This is a genomic window from Herbaspirillum sp. Her3 (assembly GCF_057961275.1).
This window is the reverse complement of the sequence record NZ_CM176328.1, coordinates 1,313,310-1,327,971: the sequence shown is the minus strand read 5'-3', so window position 1 is coordinate 1,327,971 and position 14,662 is coordinate 1,313,310. Positions and strand designations below refer to the sequence as shown.

Annotated in this window: 11 protein-coding genes; 2 read left to right on the top strand and 9 right to left on the bottom strand. The window is 65.5% G+C overall.

Annotated elements, in window-relative coordinates:
• The first annotated feature begins 146 nt into the window (after positions 1-146).
• Positions 147-719, top strand: a complete 573-nt coding sequence (locus ACVC5H_RS06035) for a hypothetical protein (RefSeq protein ID WP_489621461.1) — start codon at positions 147-149, stop codon at positions 717-719.
• 18 nt (positions 720-737) lie between these two features.
• On the opposite strand, the gene ACVC5H_RS06030 is transcribed toward ACVC5H_RS06035, so the two are convergent.
• The 7 genes from ACVC5H_RS06030 to ACVC5H_RS06000 form a co-directional block, all read right to left on the bottom strand.
• A complete protein-coding gene (locus ACVC5H_RS06030) occupies positions 738-1,448 on the bottom strand; it encodes a response regulator (protein WP_489621460.1) in 711 nt (236 codons plus the stop codon).
• A 9-nt stretch (positions 1,449-1,457) separates the two neighbouring features.
• Complete coding sequence (locus ACVC5H_RS06025; RefSeq protein WP_489621459.1) at positions 1,458-4,214, bottom strand: DUF4118 domain-containing protein; 2,757 nt, start codon at positions 4,212-4,214, stop codon at positions 1,458-1,460.
• 93 nt (positions 4,215-4,307) lie between these two features.
• Positions 4,308-4,919, bottom strand: coding sequence for a potassium-transporting ATPase subunit KdpC (gene kdpC / locus ACVC5H_RS06020; RefSeq protein ID WP_489621458.1), 612 nt, complete (start codon positions 4,917-4,919; stop codon positions 4,308-4,310).
• Between the two features lie 29 nt (positions 4,920-4,948).
• Complete coding sequence (kdpB, locus tag ACVC5H_RS06015) at positions 4,949-7,144, bottom strand: potassium-transporting ATPase subunit KdpB (protein ID WP_489621457.1); 2,196 nt, start codon at positions 7,142-7,144, stop codon at positions 4,949-4,951.
• Between the two features lie 62 nt (positions 7,145-7,206).
• On the bottom strand, positions 7,207-8,988 hold the full coding sequence (gene kdpA, locus ACVC5H_RS06010) for a potassium-transporting ATPase subunit KdpA (protein ID WP_489621456.1): 1,782 nt from the start codon (positions 8,986-8,988) through the stop codon (positions 7,207-7,209).
• Between the two features lies 1 nt (position 8,989).
• The gene (gene kdpF, locus ACVC5H_RS06005) at positions 8,990-9,079 is read right to left on the bottom strand and encodes a K(+)-transporting ATPase subunit F (RefSeq protein ID WP_338716293.1); all 90 of its coding nucleotides are present in this window, start codon (positions 9,077-9,079) and stop codon (positions 8,990-8,992) included.
• Positions 9,080-9,425: 346 nt separating this feature from the next.
• Positions 9,426-11,516, bottom strand: coding sequence for a diguanylate cyclase domain-containing protein (locus tag ACVC5H_RS06000; RefSeq protein WP_489621455.1), 2,091 nt, complete (start codon positions 11,514-11,516; stop codon positions 9,426-9,428).
• On the opposite strand from ACVC5H_RS06000, the gene ACVC5H_RS05995 reads away from it, so the two are divergent.
• Complete coding sequence (locus ACVC5H_RS05995; RefSeq protein ID WP_489621454.1) at positions 11,509-11,832, top strand: hypothetical protein; 324 nt, start codon at positions 11,509-11,511, stop codon at positions 11,830-11,832. The two genes, ACVC5H_RS06000 and ACVC5H_RS05995, sit on opposite strands and share 8 nt — an antisense overlap.
• Positions 11,833-11,880: 48 nt before the next feature.
• Here ACVC5H_RS05995 and ACVC5H_RS05990 read toward each other — a convergent pair whose 3' ends face one another.
• Both ACVC5H_RS05990 and ACVC5H_RS05985 read right to left on the bottom strand, forming a co-directional pair.
• Entirely contained in the window at positions 11,881-13,464 is a 1,584-nt protein-coding gene (locus ACVC5H_RS05990) for a gamma-glutamyltransferase family protein (protein ID WP_489621453.1), read from the bottom strand.
• 120 nt (positions 13,465-13,584) lie between these two features.
• On the bottom strand, positions 13,585-14,595 hold the full coding sequence (locus ACVC5H_RS05985; protein ID WP_489621452.1) for an LLM class flavin-dependent oxidoreductase: 1,011 nt from the start codon (positions 14,593-14,595) through the stop codon (positions 13,585-13,587).
• Between the last annotated feature and the right edge of the window lie 67 nt (positions 14,596-14,662).

The following is a 14,662-nucleotide window of genomic DNA, read 5'->3' as shown; positions in this document are numbered from 1 at the left end:
CATTCGATTTGCCCGTGCAGATCGAATGGGAACCGGCCTTGGTGCCGCGGCGCTTGCAGGCTCACGGCACAGCCGGGCTGGACAATCGGCCGGGCTGACGGCAAGATGCGGCATCCCACACCTCTGCCCATCTGACCGACCTGCCCATGCAAGCCGATTACGCCACCATCCTGCAATGGATCTATCTCTTCAATTCCCTGGCCCTGGCGCAGCTGGCCATCAAGCAACTGGGCCGGCGCCGCAAGGCGCGCGGGCTGGAGCAGCGCTTTCGTGCCGCCCAGACCGCCCAATGGCGCCTGAGCGCACCTGACTTCCTGACCGCACGGCTGGGCAGGCCCCATGCGCAGCAGACGCGCGAGGACGGTGCCACGCTGTACCGCTGGCGCGGCGAGCGGCATTGGCTGGAAGCGGTCTATCGGGATGGTCGATGCGAGAGCGTGGACGTCTCCGATCATCTGGAAGAAAGCTTCCCTACCGTCAATACCTACTTCAATTGCGCCATCCTGGCCGCGCTGGTCTGCGCCTGGAAGTTCTCGGGACTGGCCGATGCGCCGGACCTGGAAGTGACGGCGGCGGGCAAGCAATACCTGGCCAATTTCATCGTCTTCGTGGCCGGGGCCTGGCTGCTCTCCTTCGTGCTCAAGCGCCAGCGCGTGCTGCTCAATCTGGGCTGCATCGCCATGGTCGTGCTGGCGCTGCCACTGCTGAACTGGCCCTGAATCCTCAGCGCTGCACGCTCATTCGGCTACCACGTCCGCCAGCCGGTAACCCACGCCGATCTCGGTGAGGATGTGCACTGGCTGGGCCGCATCGTGCTCCAGCTTCTGGCGCAGGCGCTGCATGTAGATGCGCAGGTAATGGCCATCTTCCGCATGCGAAGGTCCCCAACCGGCCACCAGCAACTGGCGGTGCGTGATGACACGGCCGGCATCGCGCAGGAGGGTGGACAGCAGGCGGTATTCGATCTGCGTCAGATGCAGTGCTTCGCCGTTGCGGGTCACGCTGCGGGCCGGCAGATCCACCACCACCTCGCCCAACCGATAGCGGCCACTGGACTGGCCTGCGCCTGAGACGCGCGCATGGCGGCGCAACTGGGCGCGCATGCGGGCCAGCAGCTCGGGCATGCCGAAGGGCTTGACCAGGTAGTCATCGGCACCGGCATCGAGGGCTTCGACTTTTTCCGATTCCTGGGTGCGTGCGGAGAGGATCACGATAGGCACGCTGCTCCAGTTGCGGATCTCGCTGACGACCTGCTTGCCATCGCCATCGGGCAAGCCGAGGTCGAGGATGATGAGGTCGGGCTTGCGGGTGCCGGCTTCGGTGACGCCCTCGCGCGCACTCTTGGCCTCATGCACGATGAAGCCCTCCTGCTCCAGTGCGCTCCTGACCAGCTTGCGAATGTGCGGATCATCTTCGATGAAGACGATGTTGCCTGCGTGTTCTTGCATGGGGTGTCCTTATTCCTCGGGCAGGGCCGGCTGGGTTTCCACCGGCAGCATGAAGCAGACGGTGGCGCCCTGCCCGGCTTCCTGCGGCGCAATCCAGATGCGGCCCTGATGGGCCTCGATGATGGCGCGGCAGATGGCCAGGCCCAGGCCGACGCCGGGGGTGCTGGATTCATTGTCGCCGCGCGTAAATTTTTCAAAGGCGTGCTGCGTCATGGACGGCGGAAAACCGCGCCCCTGGTCGGTCACGCTGACCTTGACCTGGGGCATGCCTTCGCTGTCGTCCACATGGGCGCTGATGGCAATGGGACTGCCGGGCGGCGAATACTTGATGGCGTTTTCCACCAGGTTGGCCAGCACTCGTTCCAGCAGTACCGCATCCACCCGCAGCAATGGCAGGTCGGGCGCGATGCGCGTTTCCACCTGGCGCCCTTCAAGCGCCTTGGCCAGCAGGCGCAGGGCTGATCCGGCCAGTTCTTCCAGCGCATTCCACTGGCGGTTCAAGGTCACCACGCCGGCCTGCAGGCGCGCCATGTCCAGCAGGTTGTTCATCAGGCCGACCATCTTCTGCGACTGTTCGCTGATGGTACGGGCCATGGCACGGGCATCATCATCCAGCCGCGCATTGGCGGCCAGCACGTCGGCGCTGCCTACCAGCGAGGTCAGCGGCGTACGCAGGTCATGCGAAATCGCCGAGAGCAGCGAATTGCGCAGGCGTTCGGATTCCATCGTCACCACCGCATCCTGGGCCACCTCGGCATAGTGCAACCGCTCGATGGCCATGGCGATCTGCGAGCAGAAGATCTCCAGCATCTGGCGGTTCTCGGGCAGGGCCAGCTGGGCTGCGGCGAGCTGGCGTTCTTCTTCGCTGGGCGCTTCGATGGCAAAGGCCAGCACGCCGCGCGTGCGCATGGTGGCCGTCAGCGGCAGGTACAGCGCCGCAGCCGAAGGCAAGGTAGCCGTGCCCTTGCCGGCAGCCTGGCCATTGTCATAGACCCACTGCGCGACACCGGCATCGACGCTCTTCAAGACATGGGCGCTGCCGCTGTCCTGTTCCGGCTCGGCCAGGCGCAACTGGTCGGCGCTGTCGGGCAGGAAGAAGGCGATGCGCGCACCGAACACGGCGGCCAGGTGGCGGCGGCCGATTTCCAGGATCTGGTCCAGCGTGAGCAGCGCCGACAATTCCTTGCCCAGCATGTAGAGATTGGCGGCCCGTCCTTCGCGCTGCATGGCCACGCTGGCCTGGCGGCGCAGGCGCGCGGTGAGCGAGCTGATGAACAGCGACACCGCCAGCATCACCGCCAGCGTCAGCAGATACTGCGCGTCGGAAACCGTGATGGAGAAACGCGGATCGACGAAGAAGAAATCGAAGGACAGCACCGACAGCACCGACACCAGCGCCGAAGCCGCGCGGCCATAGCGCATCGCTACCAGCATCACGCCCACCAGGTAGAGCATGATGACGTTGGCCGGATGCAGCTTGCCATCGAGCAAGAAAGCCAGCGTGGTGGTGATGGCGCAACTGGTCACCGCCCACAGCGTGCCGCGCGTGCGGCGGCGGCGTGTGAGCAGCGCCTCGGCGGCACTGGCGGCGCTGTCGGTACGGCTTGCATCGCCCTGCTGGCGGGTGCGGCTGCGGGCGATGGTGTAGAGGTCGATCTCGGCGCGGCCACGGGCGATGCGCTGGGCCAGTGTGCCGCGCGGCCAGCGCAGCAGATGGCGCAGGCCGCCCTCGGGCTGGCCGATCACCAGCTTGCCGGCATTGCGGCTGCGGGCAAATTGCAGCAGCGCCGCCGCCAGTTCCTCACCACTGATGCTGGCCGTTTCCGCGCCCAGCGATTGCGCCAGCTTGAGATAGGCCACCACACGCTCGCGTGCGTCCATGGCCTGGCGCTGGCCCGGCAGGTCCACGTGCACGGCCAGCCATTCGGCCTGCAGCTTGGCGGCCAGACGGGCTGCTTCGCGGATCACCCGCTCCTCGCCGGCACCGCTGCCGACGGCCACCACGATGCGTTCGCGCGCCTGCCACAGCTGGGCGATGGAACGGTCGGCGCGGTACTGGCGCATGTCGGCGTCCACCCGGTCGGCGGTGCGGCGCAGGGCGATTTCGCGCAGGGCGATCAGATTGCCCTTGCGGAAGAAATGGCGACCGGCCTTCTCGGCCTGCTGCGGCAGGTAGACCTTGCCCTGCTGCAGGCGGGCCAGCAATTCATCGGGCGGGATGTCGACCAGCATGACGTCATCGGCGCCATCGAAGACATGATCGGGCACCGTCTCGAAGACGCGGATGCCGGTGATCTGGCCCACCACGTCATTGAGGCTTTCGATGTGCTGCACGTTGAGGGTGGTGTAGACATCGATGCCGGCGCGCAGCAGTTCGTCGATGTCCTGCCAGCGCTTGGCGTGGCGCGAACCGGGCACGTTGGAGTGCGCCAGCTCGTCCACCAGGATCACGCCGGGCCGGCGTTCCAGCGCGGCATCCAGGTCGAACTCGGGCAACTGCCGGTCGCGGTAGGGCACCCTGCGCAAAGGCAGTCGCGTCAGGTCCGCGAGCTGCGCCTCGGTCTCGGCGCGGCCGTGAGTCTCGACCACCCCGGCGATCACGTCCACGCCCTGCGCGGCCAGCGCCTGGGCTGCTTCGAGCATGGCGAAGGTCTTGCCCACACCGGCCGAGAAGCCGAAGAAGATTTTCAGGCGGCCACGCGCCTGGCGTTCTTCGTCGCGCATCACGCGTTCGAGCAGGTCGTCGGGATCGGGGCGAGTGTTCATGTCTGGGTAGTCGGAGTTGAAGCATTGTAGAGGCAAAAAGCCGGTGGCACGCGTCTGGCGTGCCACCGGCCGTCATGCGACATCGCAGGGGGCTTACTTGGCCTCTGCCGTCTTGGACATGGGTGCTGCCGCATCCAGCGCCAGATTGAGCTTGAGCACGTTCACGCGCGGCTCACCGAACAGGCCCCATTGCGGTGCCTCGCTGTAGGTGCGCACCAGGTCGCGCACCTGCTGCACCGTCATGCCGCGCACGCGGGCCACGCGGGCCACCTGATAGGTGGCGGCAGCCGGGCTGATGTGCGGATCCAGGCCGCTGGCCGAGGCGGTCAGCAGGTCCATCGGGATGGCAGTCTTGTTGCCCGGATCAGCCTCCTGCAAGGCCTTGGCGCGGTCTTCTGCGGCTTGCTTGAGGGCCGGGTTGGTCGGGCCGAGATTGCTGCCACCGGAAGCCAGTCCATTGTTGGGGAAGGTGCCGGCGGCCGACGGACGGCCCCAGAAATACGCCGGGCTGGTGAAGTTCTGGCCGATCAGTTCCGAGCCGACCAGCTGGCCCTGGTGTTCGATCAGGCTGCCATTGGCCTGGTGCGGGAAGAAGGCTTGCGCCAGGCCCGTCACCAGCAGCGGGTACAGGCCGCCCAGCAGCACGCCCAAGAGGATGAAGAGCGTGATGGCCGGACGCAGCGGATGGGGAGTCGAGGTTTTCATGGGACACTCCTTGAGAGTCGGATTCAGGTTCAGACCAGGCCAAAGGCGGCCAGCAGCATGTCGATCAGCTTGATGCCCACGAACGGCACCAACAGACCTCCCACGCCATAGATCAGCAGGTTGCGGCGCAAGAGCACGGCCGCACCCAGCGCGCGATAGCGCACGCCGCGCAGGGCCAGCGGAATGAGCGCCACGATCACCAGCGCATTGAAGATCACCGCCGACATGATGGCCGACTCGGGACTGGCCAGCTGCATCACGTTGAGCGCGCCCAGCTGCGGATAGCTGGCGACGAACATGGCCGGGATGATGGCGAAGTACTTGGCCACGTCATTGGCGATGCTGAAGGTGGTCAGGCTGCCGCGCGTCATCAGCATCTGCTTGCCGATCTCGACGATCTCGATCAGCTTGGTCGGATTGGAATCGAGGTCGACCATGTTGCCGGCTTCCTTGGCCGCCTGGGTGCCGCTGTTCATGGCCACGGCCACGTCGGCCTGGGCCAGGGCCGGGGCGTCGTTGGTGCCGTCGCCGGTCATGGCCACCAGCTTGCCTTCAGCCTGGTGCTGGCGGATCAGGGCCAGCTTCTGTTCGGGCGTGGCTTCGGCGAGGAAATCATCGACCCCGGCTTCGGCAGCAATGGCCGCCGCAGTCAGGCGGTTGTCGCCGGTGATCATCACGGTCTTGATGCCCATGCGGCGCAGTTCGCCAAAGCGCTCCTTGATGCCACCCTTGACGATATCCTTCAACTCCACCGTGCCCAGGATGCGCACCGGGGAACCCTGCTGAAGCAGGTCGCTCTGGTTGCTCCATTCGATCACCACCAGCGGCGTGCCGCCACGGCGGGCAATGGCTTCGACATCGGTTTCCACCTGGGCCGGCAGGCGCTGGTCGGCCGAGCGCACCAGCTTGCGGATGGCATCGGCGGCACCCTTGCGGATACGGCGCTCGCCGATGTCGATACCGGAAACGCGGGTCTGGGCCGAGAAGGGAATGAATTGCGCACCCAGGTTGGCCATCTCGCGTTCGCGCAGGTTGAAGCGGTTCTTGGCCAGCACCACGATGCTGCGGCCTTCGGGAGTTTCATCGGCCAGCGAAGCCAGTTGTGCCACGTCGGCCAGTTCGCGCTCCCCCACGCCCGGTGCCGGCATGAAGGCGGCGGCCTGGCGGTTGCCCAGGGTGATGGTGCCGGTCTTGTCCAGCAACAGCACGTCGACGTCGCCAGCCGCTTCCACGGCGCGGCCGGAGGTGGCGATCACGTTGGCCTGCATCATGCGGCTCATGCCGGCCACGCCGATGGCCGAAAGCAGGCCGCCGATAGTGGTCGGGATCAGGCAGACCAGCAAGGCGATCAGTGCCGTCACGGTGACCGGCGCACCGGCGCCGGCCGCATTGACCGAGAAGACCGAGAACGGCAGCAAGGTCACCGTCACCAGCAGGAACACCAGCGTCAGCGCCACCAGCAGCAGGGTCAGCGCCAGTTCATTGGGGGTCTTCTGGCGGCGTGCTCCTTCGACCATGGCGATCATGCGATCGAGGAAGGCTTCGCCCGGGTTGACCGAGACGCGCACCACGATCCAGTCCGACAGCACGCGCGTGCCACCGGTGACGGCCGAGAAGTCGCCGCCGGATTCGCGGATCACCGGCGCCGATTCGCCGGTGATGGCGCTCTCGTCGACCGTAGCCACGCCTTCAATGACATCGCCATCGGCAGGCACGGTATCACCGGCTTCGATGAGCACCAGGTCGCCCTTGCGCAGGGAGCCGCCTTCGACCACTTCACACTGCTTGGCAGCGGCAGCGGCGCCGCCTCGGACCAGCTCGGTGCTGCGCAGCTTCTTGGCCATGACGCTTTTCTTGACGCCGCGCAGGGCTGCGGCCTGGGCCTTGCTGCGGCCTTCGGCCAGGGCTTCGGCGAAGTTGGCGAAGAGCACCGTGAACCACAGCCAGGCGGCCACCGCAAAGATGAAGCCAGCCGGCGCTTCACCCTTGCCGATGACGGCCTGGAAGAACAGCAGCGTGGTCAGGATGCTGCCGAGGTAGACCACGAACATCACCGGATTGCGCCACTGCACGCGCGGTGAGAGCTTGCGGAAGGACTCCGCCAGGGCTGGCTTGACGATCTTGGGATCGAACATCCAGCGCGCAGTCTGCGCGGCGGAGGGAATGGCATCGGCCGCAACGGCTGGTTTGCCGCTGGCCGGGGTATTGCTGGAAGGGGTAGTCATAAGGGTATCCGTTGCGGGTTGTTCCCGCTGGCGTCAGGCGCCGGCGGGAATCCATCCATCATTTACATCGCCATCATCTGCAGGTGCTCGACCACCGGTCCCAGCGCCAGCGCCGGAACATAGGTCAGGGCACCGACCAGGATCACCGCGCCGATCAGCAGCGCCACGAACAGCGGGCCATGCGTGGGCAAGGTGCCGGACGTGGCGGCCAGGCGCTTCTTGCCGGCCAGCGAACCGGCCATCGCCAGCACCGGCACGATGATGCCGAAGCGGCCCAGCCAGGTGCAGATGCCGGTGGTGAGGTTGTAGTACGGCGTGTTGGCCGAAAGCCCGGCAAAGGCGCTGCCATTGTTGTTGGCGGCCGAACTGAAGGCGTACAGGATTTCCGAGAAGCCGTGCACGCCCGGGTTGGCGATACCAGCCAGGCCCCCCTCCACCAGCACCGACAGGGCCGTGAAGATCAGCACCAGGGCCGGGGTCATGAGAATGGCGATGGACATCATCTTCATGTCGAACACGCCGATCTTCTTGCCCAGGTATTCGGGCGTGCGGCCGATCATCAGGCCAGCGATGAACACCGCCAGCACCGCAAAGATCAGCATGCCGTACAGGCCCGAGCCGACTCCGCCGAAGACCACCTCGCCCAGCTGCATCTGCAGCATCGGCACCAGTCCGCCCAAGGGCGAGAGCGAGTCATGCATGGCATTGACCGCACCGCAGGAAGCCGCCGTGGTGATGGAGGCGAACAGCGCCGAGGCGGGAATGCCGAAGCGGGTTTCCTTGCCTTCCATCATGCTGGGGCCGGACGCGTGCAGCGAAGCCAGCATGGGGTTGGGCTGGTTCTCCGAATACATCAGCACCAGCGTCATCACCACGAACAGCAGCGTCATCGAGGCCAGGATGGCCCAGCCCTGGCGGCGGTCACCCACCAGCGTGCCGAAGCTGATGCACAGGCCGGCCGGGATGATCAAGATGGCCAGCATCTGCAGGAAGTTCGACAGCGGCGTCGGGTTCTCGTAGGGATGCGCCGAGTTGGCATTGAAGAAGCCGCCGCCATTGGTGCCGATCATCTTGATGGCTTCCTGCGAAGCCACCGGGCCCATGGGCAGGGTCTGCTTGTCGGTGCTTTGCGCTTCGGTCACGGGCTCGCCCTTGGCGTCCTTGAGCGGCTGTCCTTCGGCATCCAGCTTGGGGATGGTGTAGTGGGTCACTTCCAGGGTCTTCACTTCCTGATAGGCATGGAAGTTCTGGATGCTGCCCTGCTGCACCAGCACCAGTGCGAACACCACCGACAGCGGCAGCAGCACGTAGAGCGTGCTGCGGGTCAGGTCCACCCAGAAGTTGCCGATGCCCTTGCTGCTGTGGCGGGCGAAGCCGCGGATGAGCGCGAAGGCAATGGCGATGCCGGTGGCCGCCGAGAGGAAGTTCTGCACCGCCAGCGCCGCCATCTGGGTCAGGTAGCTCATGGTGGATTCACCCACATAGCCCTGCCAGTTGGTATTGGTGACGAAGCTCACCGCCGTGTTGAAGGACGAATCCGGGCTGACGTTGGCCAGCCCGGCCGGATTCAGCGGCAGCCATTGCTGCACACGCTGCAGCAGGTAGACCACTACGGCACCAATGAAGTTGAACAGCACTACGGCAATGGCGTACTGCTTCCAGTCCATCTCGTGGTCGCTGCTGGCACCGCACAATCGATAGAAGACACGCTCGATACCGCCAAAGAGACGGTTCACGCGCGACTTGCCTTCCATCACGCGGGCCATGTACCAGCCCAGCGGGAAGGCCAGCAGCAGCAGCACGGCCAGGTAGAGGCCGAGCTGGAAATAGTTGTTGCTGTCCATGTCAGAAATCCTCCGGCTTGATGAGGGCGTAGACCAGGTAGATCAGGAGGGCGATGGAAACCACCAGCCCCAGCAGGGTCATGAAATTCATTTCTTATCCCCTTCGCGCCGTTCGAGACGGCTGCACAGGGCGATGAAGGCCCACATCGAGAGGCCGCAGAGCAGCAGCATGCCTATGTTGAGAAAATCCGTTTGCCACATTTCCCACTCCATTGTTGACGTTGTTTGGCTCCCTTCCGGGGACGGAAGCGGAGACAGTCGAACGATAGAGAAGGCAGCATTAAATCCTGGTAAATGTTGCGCGCACGAGCGTAAACAAAACGTAAACGAGACGTAGCGGATCGGCACGGCACGCTGTGCCCCGGGCGAGGCGCAGCACTATGTAAAAGGGAAGGGAAAAAGAAGAGAAGCAAGACCGGACCTGCAGGTCCGGTAGATCAAACGTCGCTCACGCGCCCCAGCTCGACGCGGTTCTTGCCCAGGCGCTTGGCCTTGTACATGGCCTTGTCGGCCATGGCCAGCAATTCTTCGGGGCCGACTTCGCCATCCAGGTCGGGCTGGTAGACGGCCACGCCGATGCTGCTGGAGATGTTGACGGTGGAATGGGTCAGCTCGAAGGGCTCGCGGATGGTGACCAGGATCTTCTCGGCTACCATCACCGCATCTTCCTGGGTCTGCAGGTTTTCCAGGATCACCACGAATTCGTCGCCGGCCAGGCGCGCCACGGTATCGACGTCGCGCACCGAACGCTGCAGGCGGCGGGCGAACTCCACCAGCAGTTCGTCGCCGGCCTCGTGGCCGTAGCGGTCATTGACGCCCTTGAAACCGTCGATGTCCATGAAGAACAGGGCCAGCAACTGGTCGGCGCGGCGCGCGCGCATCATGCCCTCGGGCAGGCGGTCGCTGAAGGCGCGGCGGTTGGGCAGGCTGGTCAGCACGTCGGTCAGCGCCAGTTCGCGCATCTGGTCGCGGAAGGCCAGGCGCTCGGTGATGTCATGCAGGAAGGCGATGAAAAGGTGTCCGCTATGGCGCTTGACGTGGCCGACCGTGATCTCGACGGGCAGCTCGTGGCCGTCGTGGTGCAGGGCCTGCAGCTCGATGCGGTTGTTGATGACCACGCTGGTGCCATCCTTGAGGAACTGCGACATGCCGCGATTGTGGGCAGCACGCATGTCCGGCGGAATGATGAGTTCGGCCATGTCGCGGCCCATGACCTGATCGCGCGGCCATCCCAGCAGCAGTTCGGCCTGGCGGTTCCACTCGACCACGCGCCCCTGTTCGTCGGCGGCGATGAAGGCGTCCTGGGCGTTTTCGAGGATGGCGCGCAGCTCGGCTGCGCTTTCTTCCAGCTGGATCTGGTTGGCCTGCTGCTGGTCCAGCGCCTGCTGCAAGGCGCTGGCGGTTTCGTGCAGGCGGCTGGTGCGCTCGGCCACACGCTGCTCCAGGCTCTCGTTGAGGGAGCGGACCTCGCGCAGGTAGGTCTCTTCACGCTCGACCATGTTGACCAGGGTCGAGGACAGCAGCTGGATCTCGCGATAGCTGTTGACCAGGGGAATGGACACGTCGGCACGGCCGGCGGCGCGCAGTTCCAGCGCGGCCGACAAGGCATTGATGGGGGCCACCAGGCGGCGCGCGAGCACGAAGGCCAGGATCACCAGCAGCACCCCGGAGACGGCGCCGACCACGATCACGCGCCGCTCCAGGTCGCGGAAGGCTTCCAGCGCCACGGTTTCGGGCTGGCGCACGATCACGCTCCACTGCAGCCGCATGCCGCCCTTGGAACCGGTGCGGGCAAAACCGCTGACGTAGCGGCGGCCGTCGGGCCAGGTCTCGATGAGCGAGCCGCCATCCTGGGCCGCTTGCGAAGCGCGCAGGCTGGCGGTGTCGATCTTGCTTTCTTCCAGGCCCTTGGGACCGAGCATGACGGTGCCGTCGTTGCGCACGATGATGACGTCGACGTCGTAGCGCTTGCCGGTGGGGTCGAGCAGCTTGGCGGCGATGTCGCGTGCCCACGACCACGACAGATGCATGCCCACCACGCCAAGGTAACGGCCCTTCACGTCATGGACCGGGGCCGAGAGGTCGACGAAACGCCAGGGAGCCGATTGCGGCGGCAGCTTGTGCGCCAGCAGCAGGGCCGGATGGTAGTCACCGGCGTATTCGCCCTTGCTGCCTTCCTGGAACCAGGGCCGGTCGGCCACGCTGGCACCTTCCAGCATGCCCTTGCTGGCGGCGATGAGGGTGCCGTCAGGACGTGCCATGCCGATCCAGGCATAGTGCGGGACGCTGGCCTGCAGTTCATTGAATGCACGGCGCATACGCGCCGGATCGTTCACCGCGCGCACCGAAGGACGCTGCACCAGCAGGCGCAGGTCCACTTCGCGCTCGTTCATGCCGCGCTCGAGCGCGTCCTGCATCTGCCAGGCCAGCTGCTTCATGCGCGTTTCGCTTTCCGAACGCGCATAGCCGCGCGTGAACTGATCCACAAGGAGCAGTACCGACACGGTCGTGATGAGTACGGTGATCACCACCCCCAGCGTAATCAACGACGACAGATTCGGCGGAGATGGGGCTTTATTCTTGTTCAATTCGGAAAAAATGCTGCGATACGGCTGGATGCATGACGGCTCCCCTGTGAACCGCATAGGTTTTCACGCATCTTGCCAGAACAGCTATGGTTTTTCATCGCATTTACCGAAAAACTTCGAGAATTTTTTTCTACGGCGAAAAACTCCCAAAAACTCTCAGGTCAATCTGGAGATAAAGCCCGCAAAAGCGTGCAATAGACGCCATTTCCCAAATTTCGGGAAATGCAAAAAGACAACGGATGGTGAAGATCCGTGAGGATCCCCGCCATCCGTCAATGAGACGGGCTGTCTCGCGGGCCAGGGGTTACACCCCGGCACAGACCCCATCGGCACGCGGATCGGTGGCGCCTTCGATGACGCCATCCGGATGCACGCAGACCGCACCGGCGTGCCCCATCAGGTCGGTGTACTCCTCCACCACCTGCACCTCATGGCCGGCACGGCGCAAGGCCTCGATGGTGGCGGCCGGCACGCGGCCTTCCACCTTCAGGTTGGTGGAGACGTCGCCCCAGGTGCGGCCCAGCAGCCAGCGCGGCGCACTGACTGCGGCCTGCAGGTTCTGGCCGAACAGCACGTGGCGGGTGAAGACCGCCGCCTGCGTCTGCGGCTGCCCTTCCCCGCCCATGGTGCCGTAGGCCAGGGTGCGGCCATCGTTGAGGCGGGCCAGCGACGGGTTCAGCGTATGGAAGGGCAGCTTGCCCGGTTGCAGCTGGTTGGCGCCCTCGTCCAGGGTGAAGCTGGCGCCGCGGTTCTGCCAGACGATGCCGGTCCCGGGCACCACCACGCCGCTGCCGAATTCCCAGAAGATGCTCTGGATGTAGCTCACCACGCGGCCCTGGGCATCGGCTGCGCCCATCCAGATGGTGTCGCCGGGCTTGGCCGGATGCGGCCAGGGGGCGGCGCGCTGCATGTCGATCTGCCGGGCTTGCTGGTCCAGCGCCTCGGCCAGCAGCCAGTGCGCGGCATCCACGCTCATGTGGGCGGGGTCGGTGACGTGCTGGTTGCGCAGGAGGAAGGCGCGCTTGGTGGCTTCCACCAAAGCGTGGATATGCTCGAAGCCTTCGGCCTGCGTCACCCCCAGACGGTCGAACAGACCGATGATCATCAAGGCCGAAACGCCTTGCGTAGGCGGCGGCAGGTTGTAGACGCGGCCTGACGTTAACTGCACCATCAGCGGCTTGACCACTTGTGCGCGGAAGGCTTCAAGGTCGCTGCGGCGCAACGGGCTGCCGGTCGCTTCCAGGCCTGCAGCAAGGCGTTGCGCCAGGTCGCCGCGATAGAAATCATCCAGGCCGGCCTCGGCCAGGCGCGACAGGCTGGCTGCCAGGGCTGACTGTTTCAGCACCTTGCCCTGGGCCGGGATGCCGTCGGCGGCATAGGTGGCGGCGAAGCCGGGCTGGTCCTTGAGCTCGTCCCACTTGTCGCGGGTGAGTTCATGTTGCGAACGGGTGATGGGTACGCCGACCTGCGCATGGCGGATGGCGTCAGCCAGCAGCACCGGCAGGGGCAAGGCGCGGCCGAAGCGGCGCGCGTAATCGAGTGCGGCCGACCAGCCACCCACGGCACCGGCCACCGTCAGCGCGGCGTGAGGCCCGCGCGTGGGCACGGCGCTGTGGCCGTGTCCGGCATAGAAATCCTTGGTGGCCAGTGCCGCCGAAGGGCCGCAGGCGCGGATGGCCACCGGTTCCTGGCCGGGTTCGCTGATGACCCAGAAGCCATCGCCGCCGATGCCATTCATGTGCGGATAGACCACCGCGATGGTGGCGGCCGCCGCGACCATGGCTTCGACCGCATTGCCGCCCTCGCGCAGGATCTGCGCACCGGCTTGCGCGGCCAGGTGATGGGGAGCGGTGACCATTCCGCCCAGACAGGTCTTGCTGTACAACATGGCTGACTCCTGGATTTCTTGTCGTGAAGAGAAACATGCTGGGGGGATGATACTTGCGGACGGACGGGCTTGCAGGCGGGGCCGCGTGGCGCGCACCCGGACAGGTGCGCGCCTGGACGATCAGATCGTGGCCGATTCCTTCAAGGACTCACGCGCCTCGGCGGCGATCTCGAAGGAATGCAGGCGCGCAGCATGATCGTAGATCTGCGCAGTGATGATGAGCTCATCGGGCGCATGTTCATCGATGAAGGCTTGCAGCCCTTGCTGCACACGCTCGCGGTCGCCGACCACGGCGCAGGACAGCGAGCGTTCCACGTGCGCCTGTTCGCCCGGCTGCCACAGCGCGTTGATATCGTCCACCGGAGGACGCAGCTGGCCGGGGGTGCCGCGAATGAGGTTGAGGAACTGCTGTTGCAGCGAGGTGAACAAGCGCTCGGCCTCGCGCTGGGTATCGGCGGCGAAGACGTTGAGCGCCAGCATCACGTAAGGTTTCTTGAGCGTGGCCGAGGGCTTGAAGCGCTCGCGGTAGATCTGCACGGCCGACTGCATGAAGCCCGGCGCGAAGTGCGAAGCGAAGGCAAACGGCAAGCCCAGTTCGGCCGCCAGCTGGGCGCTGAACATGCTGGAGCCGAGCAGCCAGATCGGCACCTTCAGGCCGGCGCCGGGCACGGCCCGCAGGGCCTGGTAATCCGAGGGTTCGTCGAAATATTCCTGCAGTTCCACCACGTCCTGGGGGAAGTTCTCTGCCGTGTCGCCGCCCATGTGGCGGCGCAGGGCACGCGCGGTGCGCTGGTCGGAACCGGGCGCGCGGCCCAGGCCCAGGTCGATGCGGCCGGGATAGAGCGACTCCAGCGTACCAAACTGTTCGGCAATCACCAGCGGCGAGTGATTGGGCAGCATGATGCCGCCGGAACCGACGCGGATGCGCCGGGTGTTGGCGGCCACGTGCGAGATCACCAGGGCGGTGGCGGCGCTGGCGATGCCGGGCATGTTGTGGTGCTCGGCCAGCCAGTAGCGGTGATAGCCCAGCGCTTCGGCGCGCTGCGCCAGTTCCTTGCTGTTGTTGAAGGCCTGGGCGGCAGTGCTGCCCTGGTTGATCGGTGACAGATCGAGGACGGAAAAGGGAATCATGAAAAAGATCCTTGTCGAGGCGGCACGGCCCTCTCAGGCCGTGCCGGTGGCCGGGTAGCTTCCCCGG

Coding starts and splice junctions, on each gene's coding strand:
- kdpA (WP_489621456.1), bottom strand. CDS start 8,988: ATGGACAGCAACAACTATTTCCAGCTCGGCCTCTACCTGGCCGTGCTG.
- kdpB (WP_489621457.1), bottom strand. CDS start 7,144: ATGACTACCCCTTCCAGCAATACCCCGGCCAGCGGCAAACCAGCCGTT.
- ACVC5H_RS06025 (WP_489621459.1), bottom strand. CDS start 4,214: ATGAACACTCGCCCCGATCCCGACGACCTGCTCGAACGCGTGATGCGC.
- ACVC5H_RS06035 (WP_489621461.1), top strand. CDS start 147: ATGCAAGCCGATTACGCCACCATCCTGCAATGGATCTATCTCTTCAAT.
- ACVC5H_RS05990 (WP_489621453.1), bottom strand. CDS start 13,464: ATGTTGTACAGCAAGACCTGTCTGGGCGGAATGGTCACCGCTCCCCAT.
- ACVC5H_RS06030 (WP_489621460.1), bottom strand. CDS start 1,448: ATGCAAGAACACGCAGGCAACATCGTCTTCATCGAAGATGATCCGCAC.
- ACVC5H_RS05985 (WP_489621452.1), bottom strand. CDS start 14,595: ATGATTCCCTTTTCCGTCCTCGATCTGTCACCGATCAACCAGGGCAGC.
- kdpC (WP_489621458.1), bottom strand. CDS start 4,919: ATGAAAACCTCGACTCCCCATCCGCTGCGTCCGGCCATCACGCTCTTC.
- kdpF (WP_338716293.1), bottom strand. CDS start 9,079: ATGAATTTCATGACCCTGCTGGGGCTGGTGGTTTCCATCGCCCTCCTG.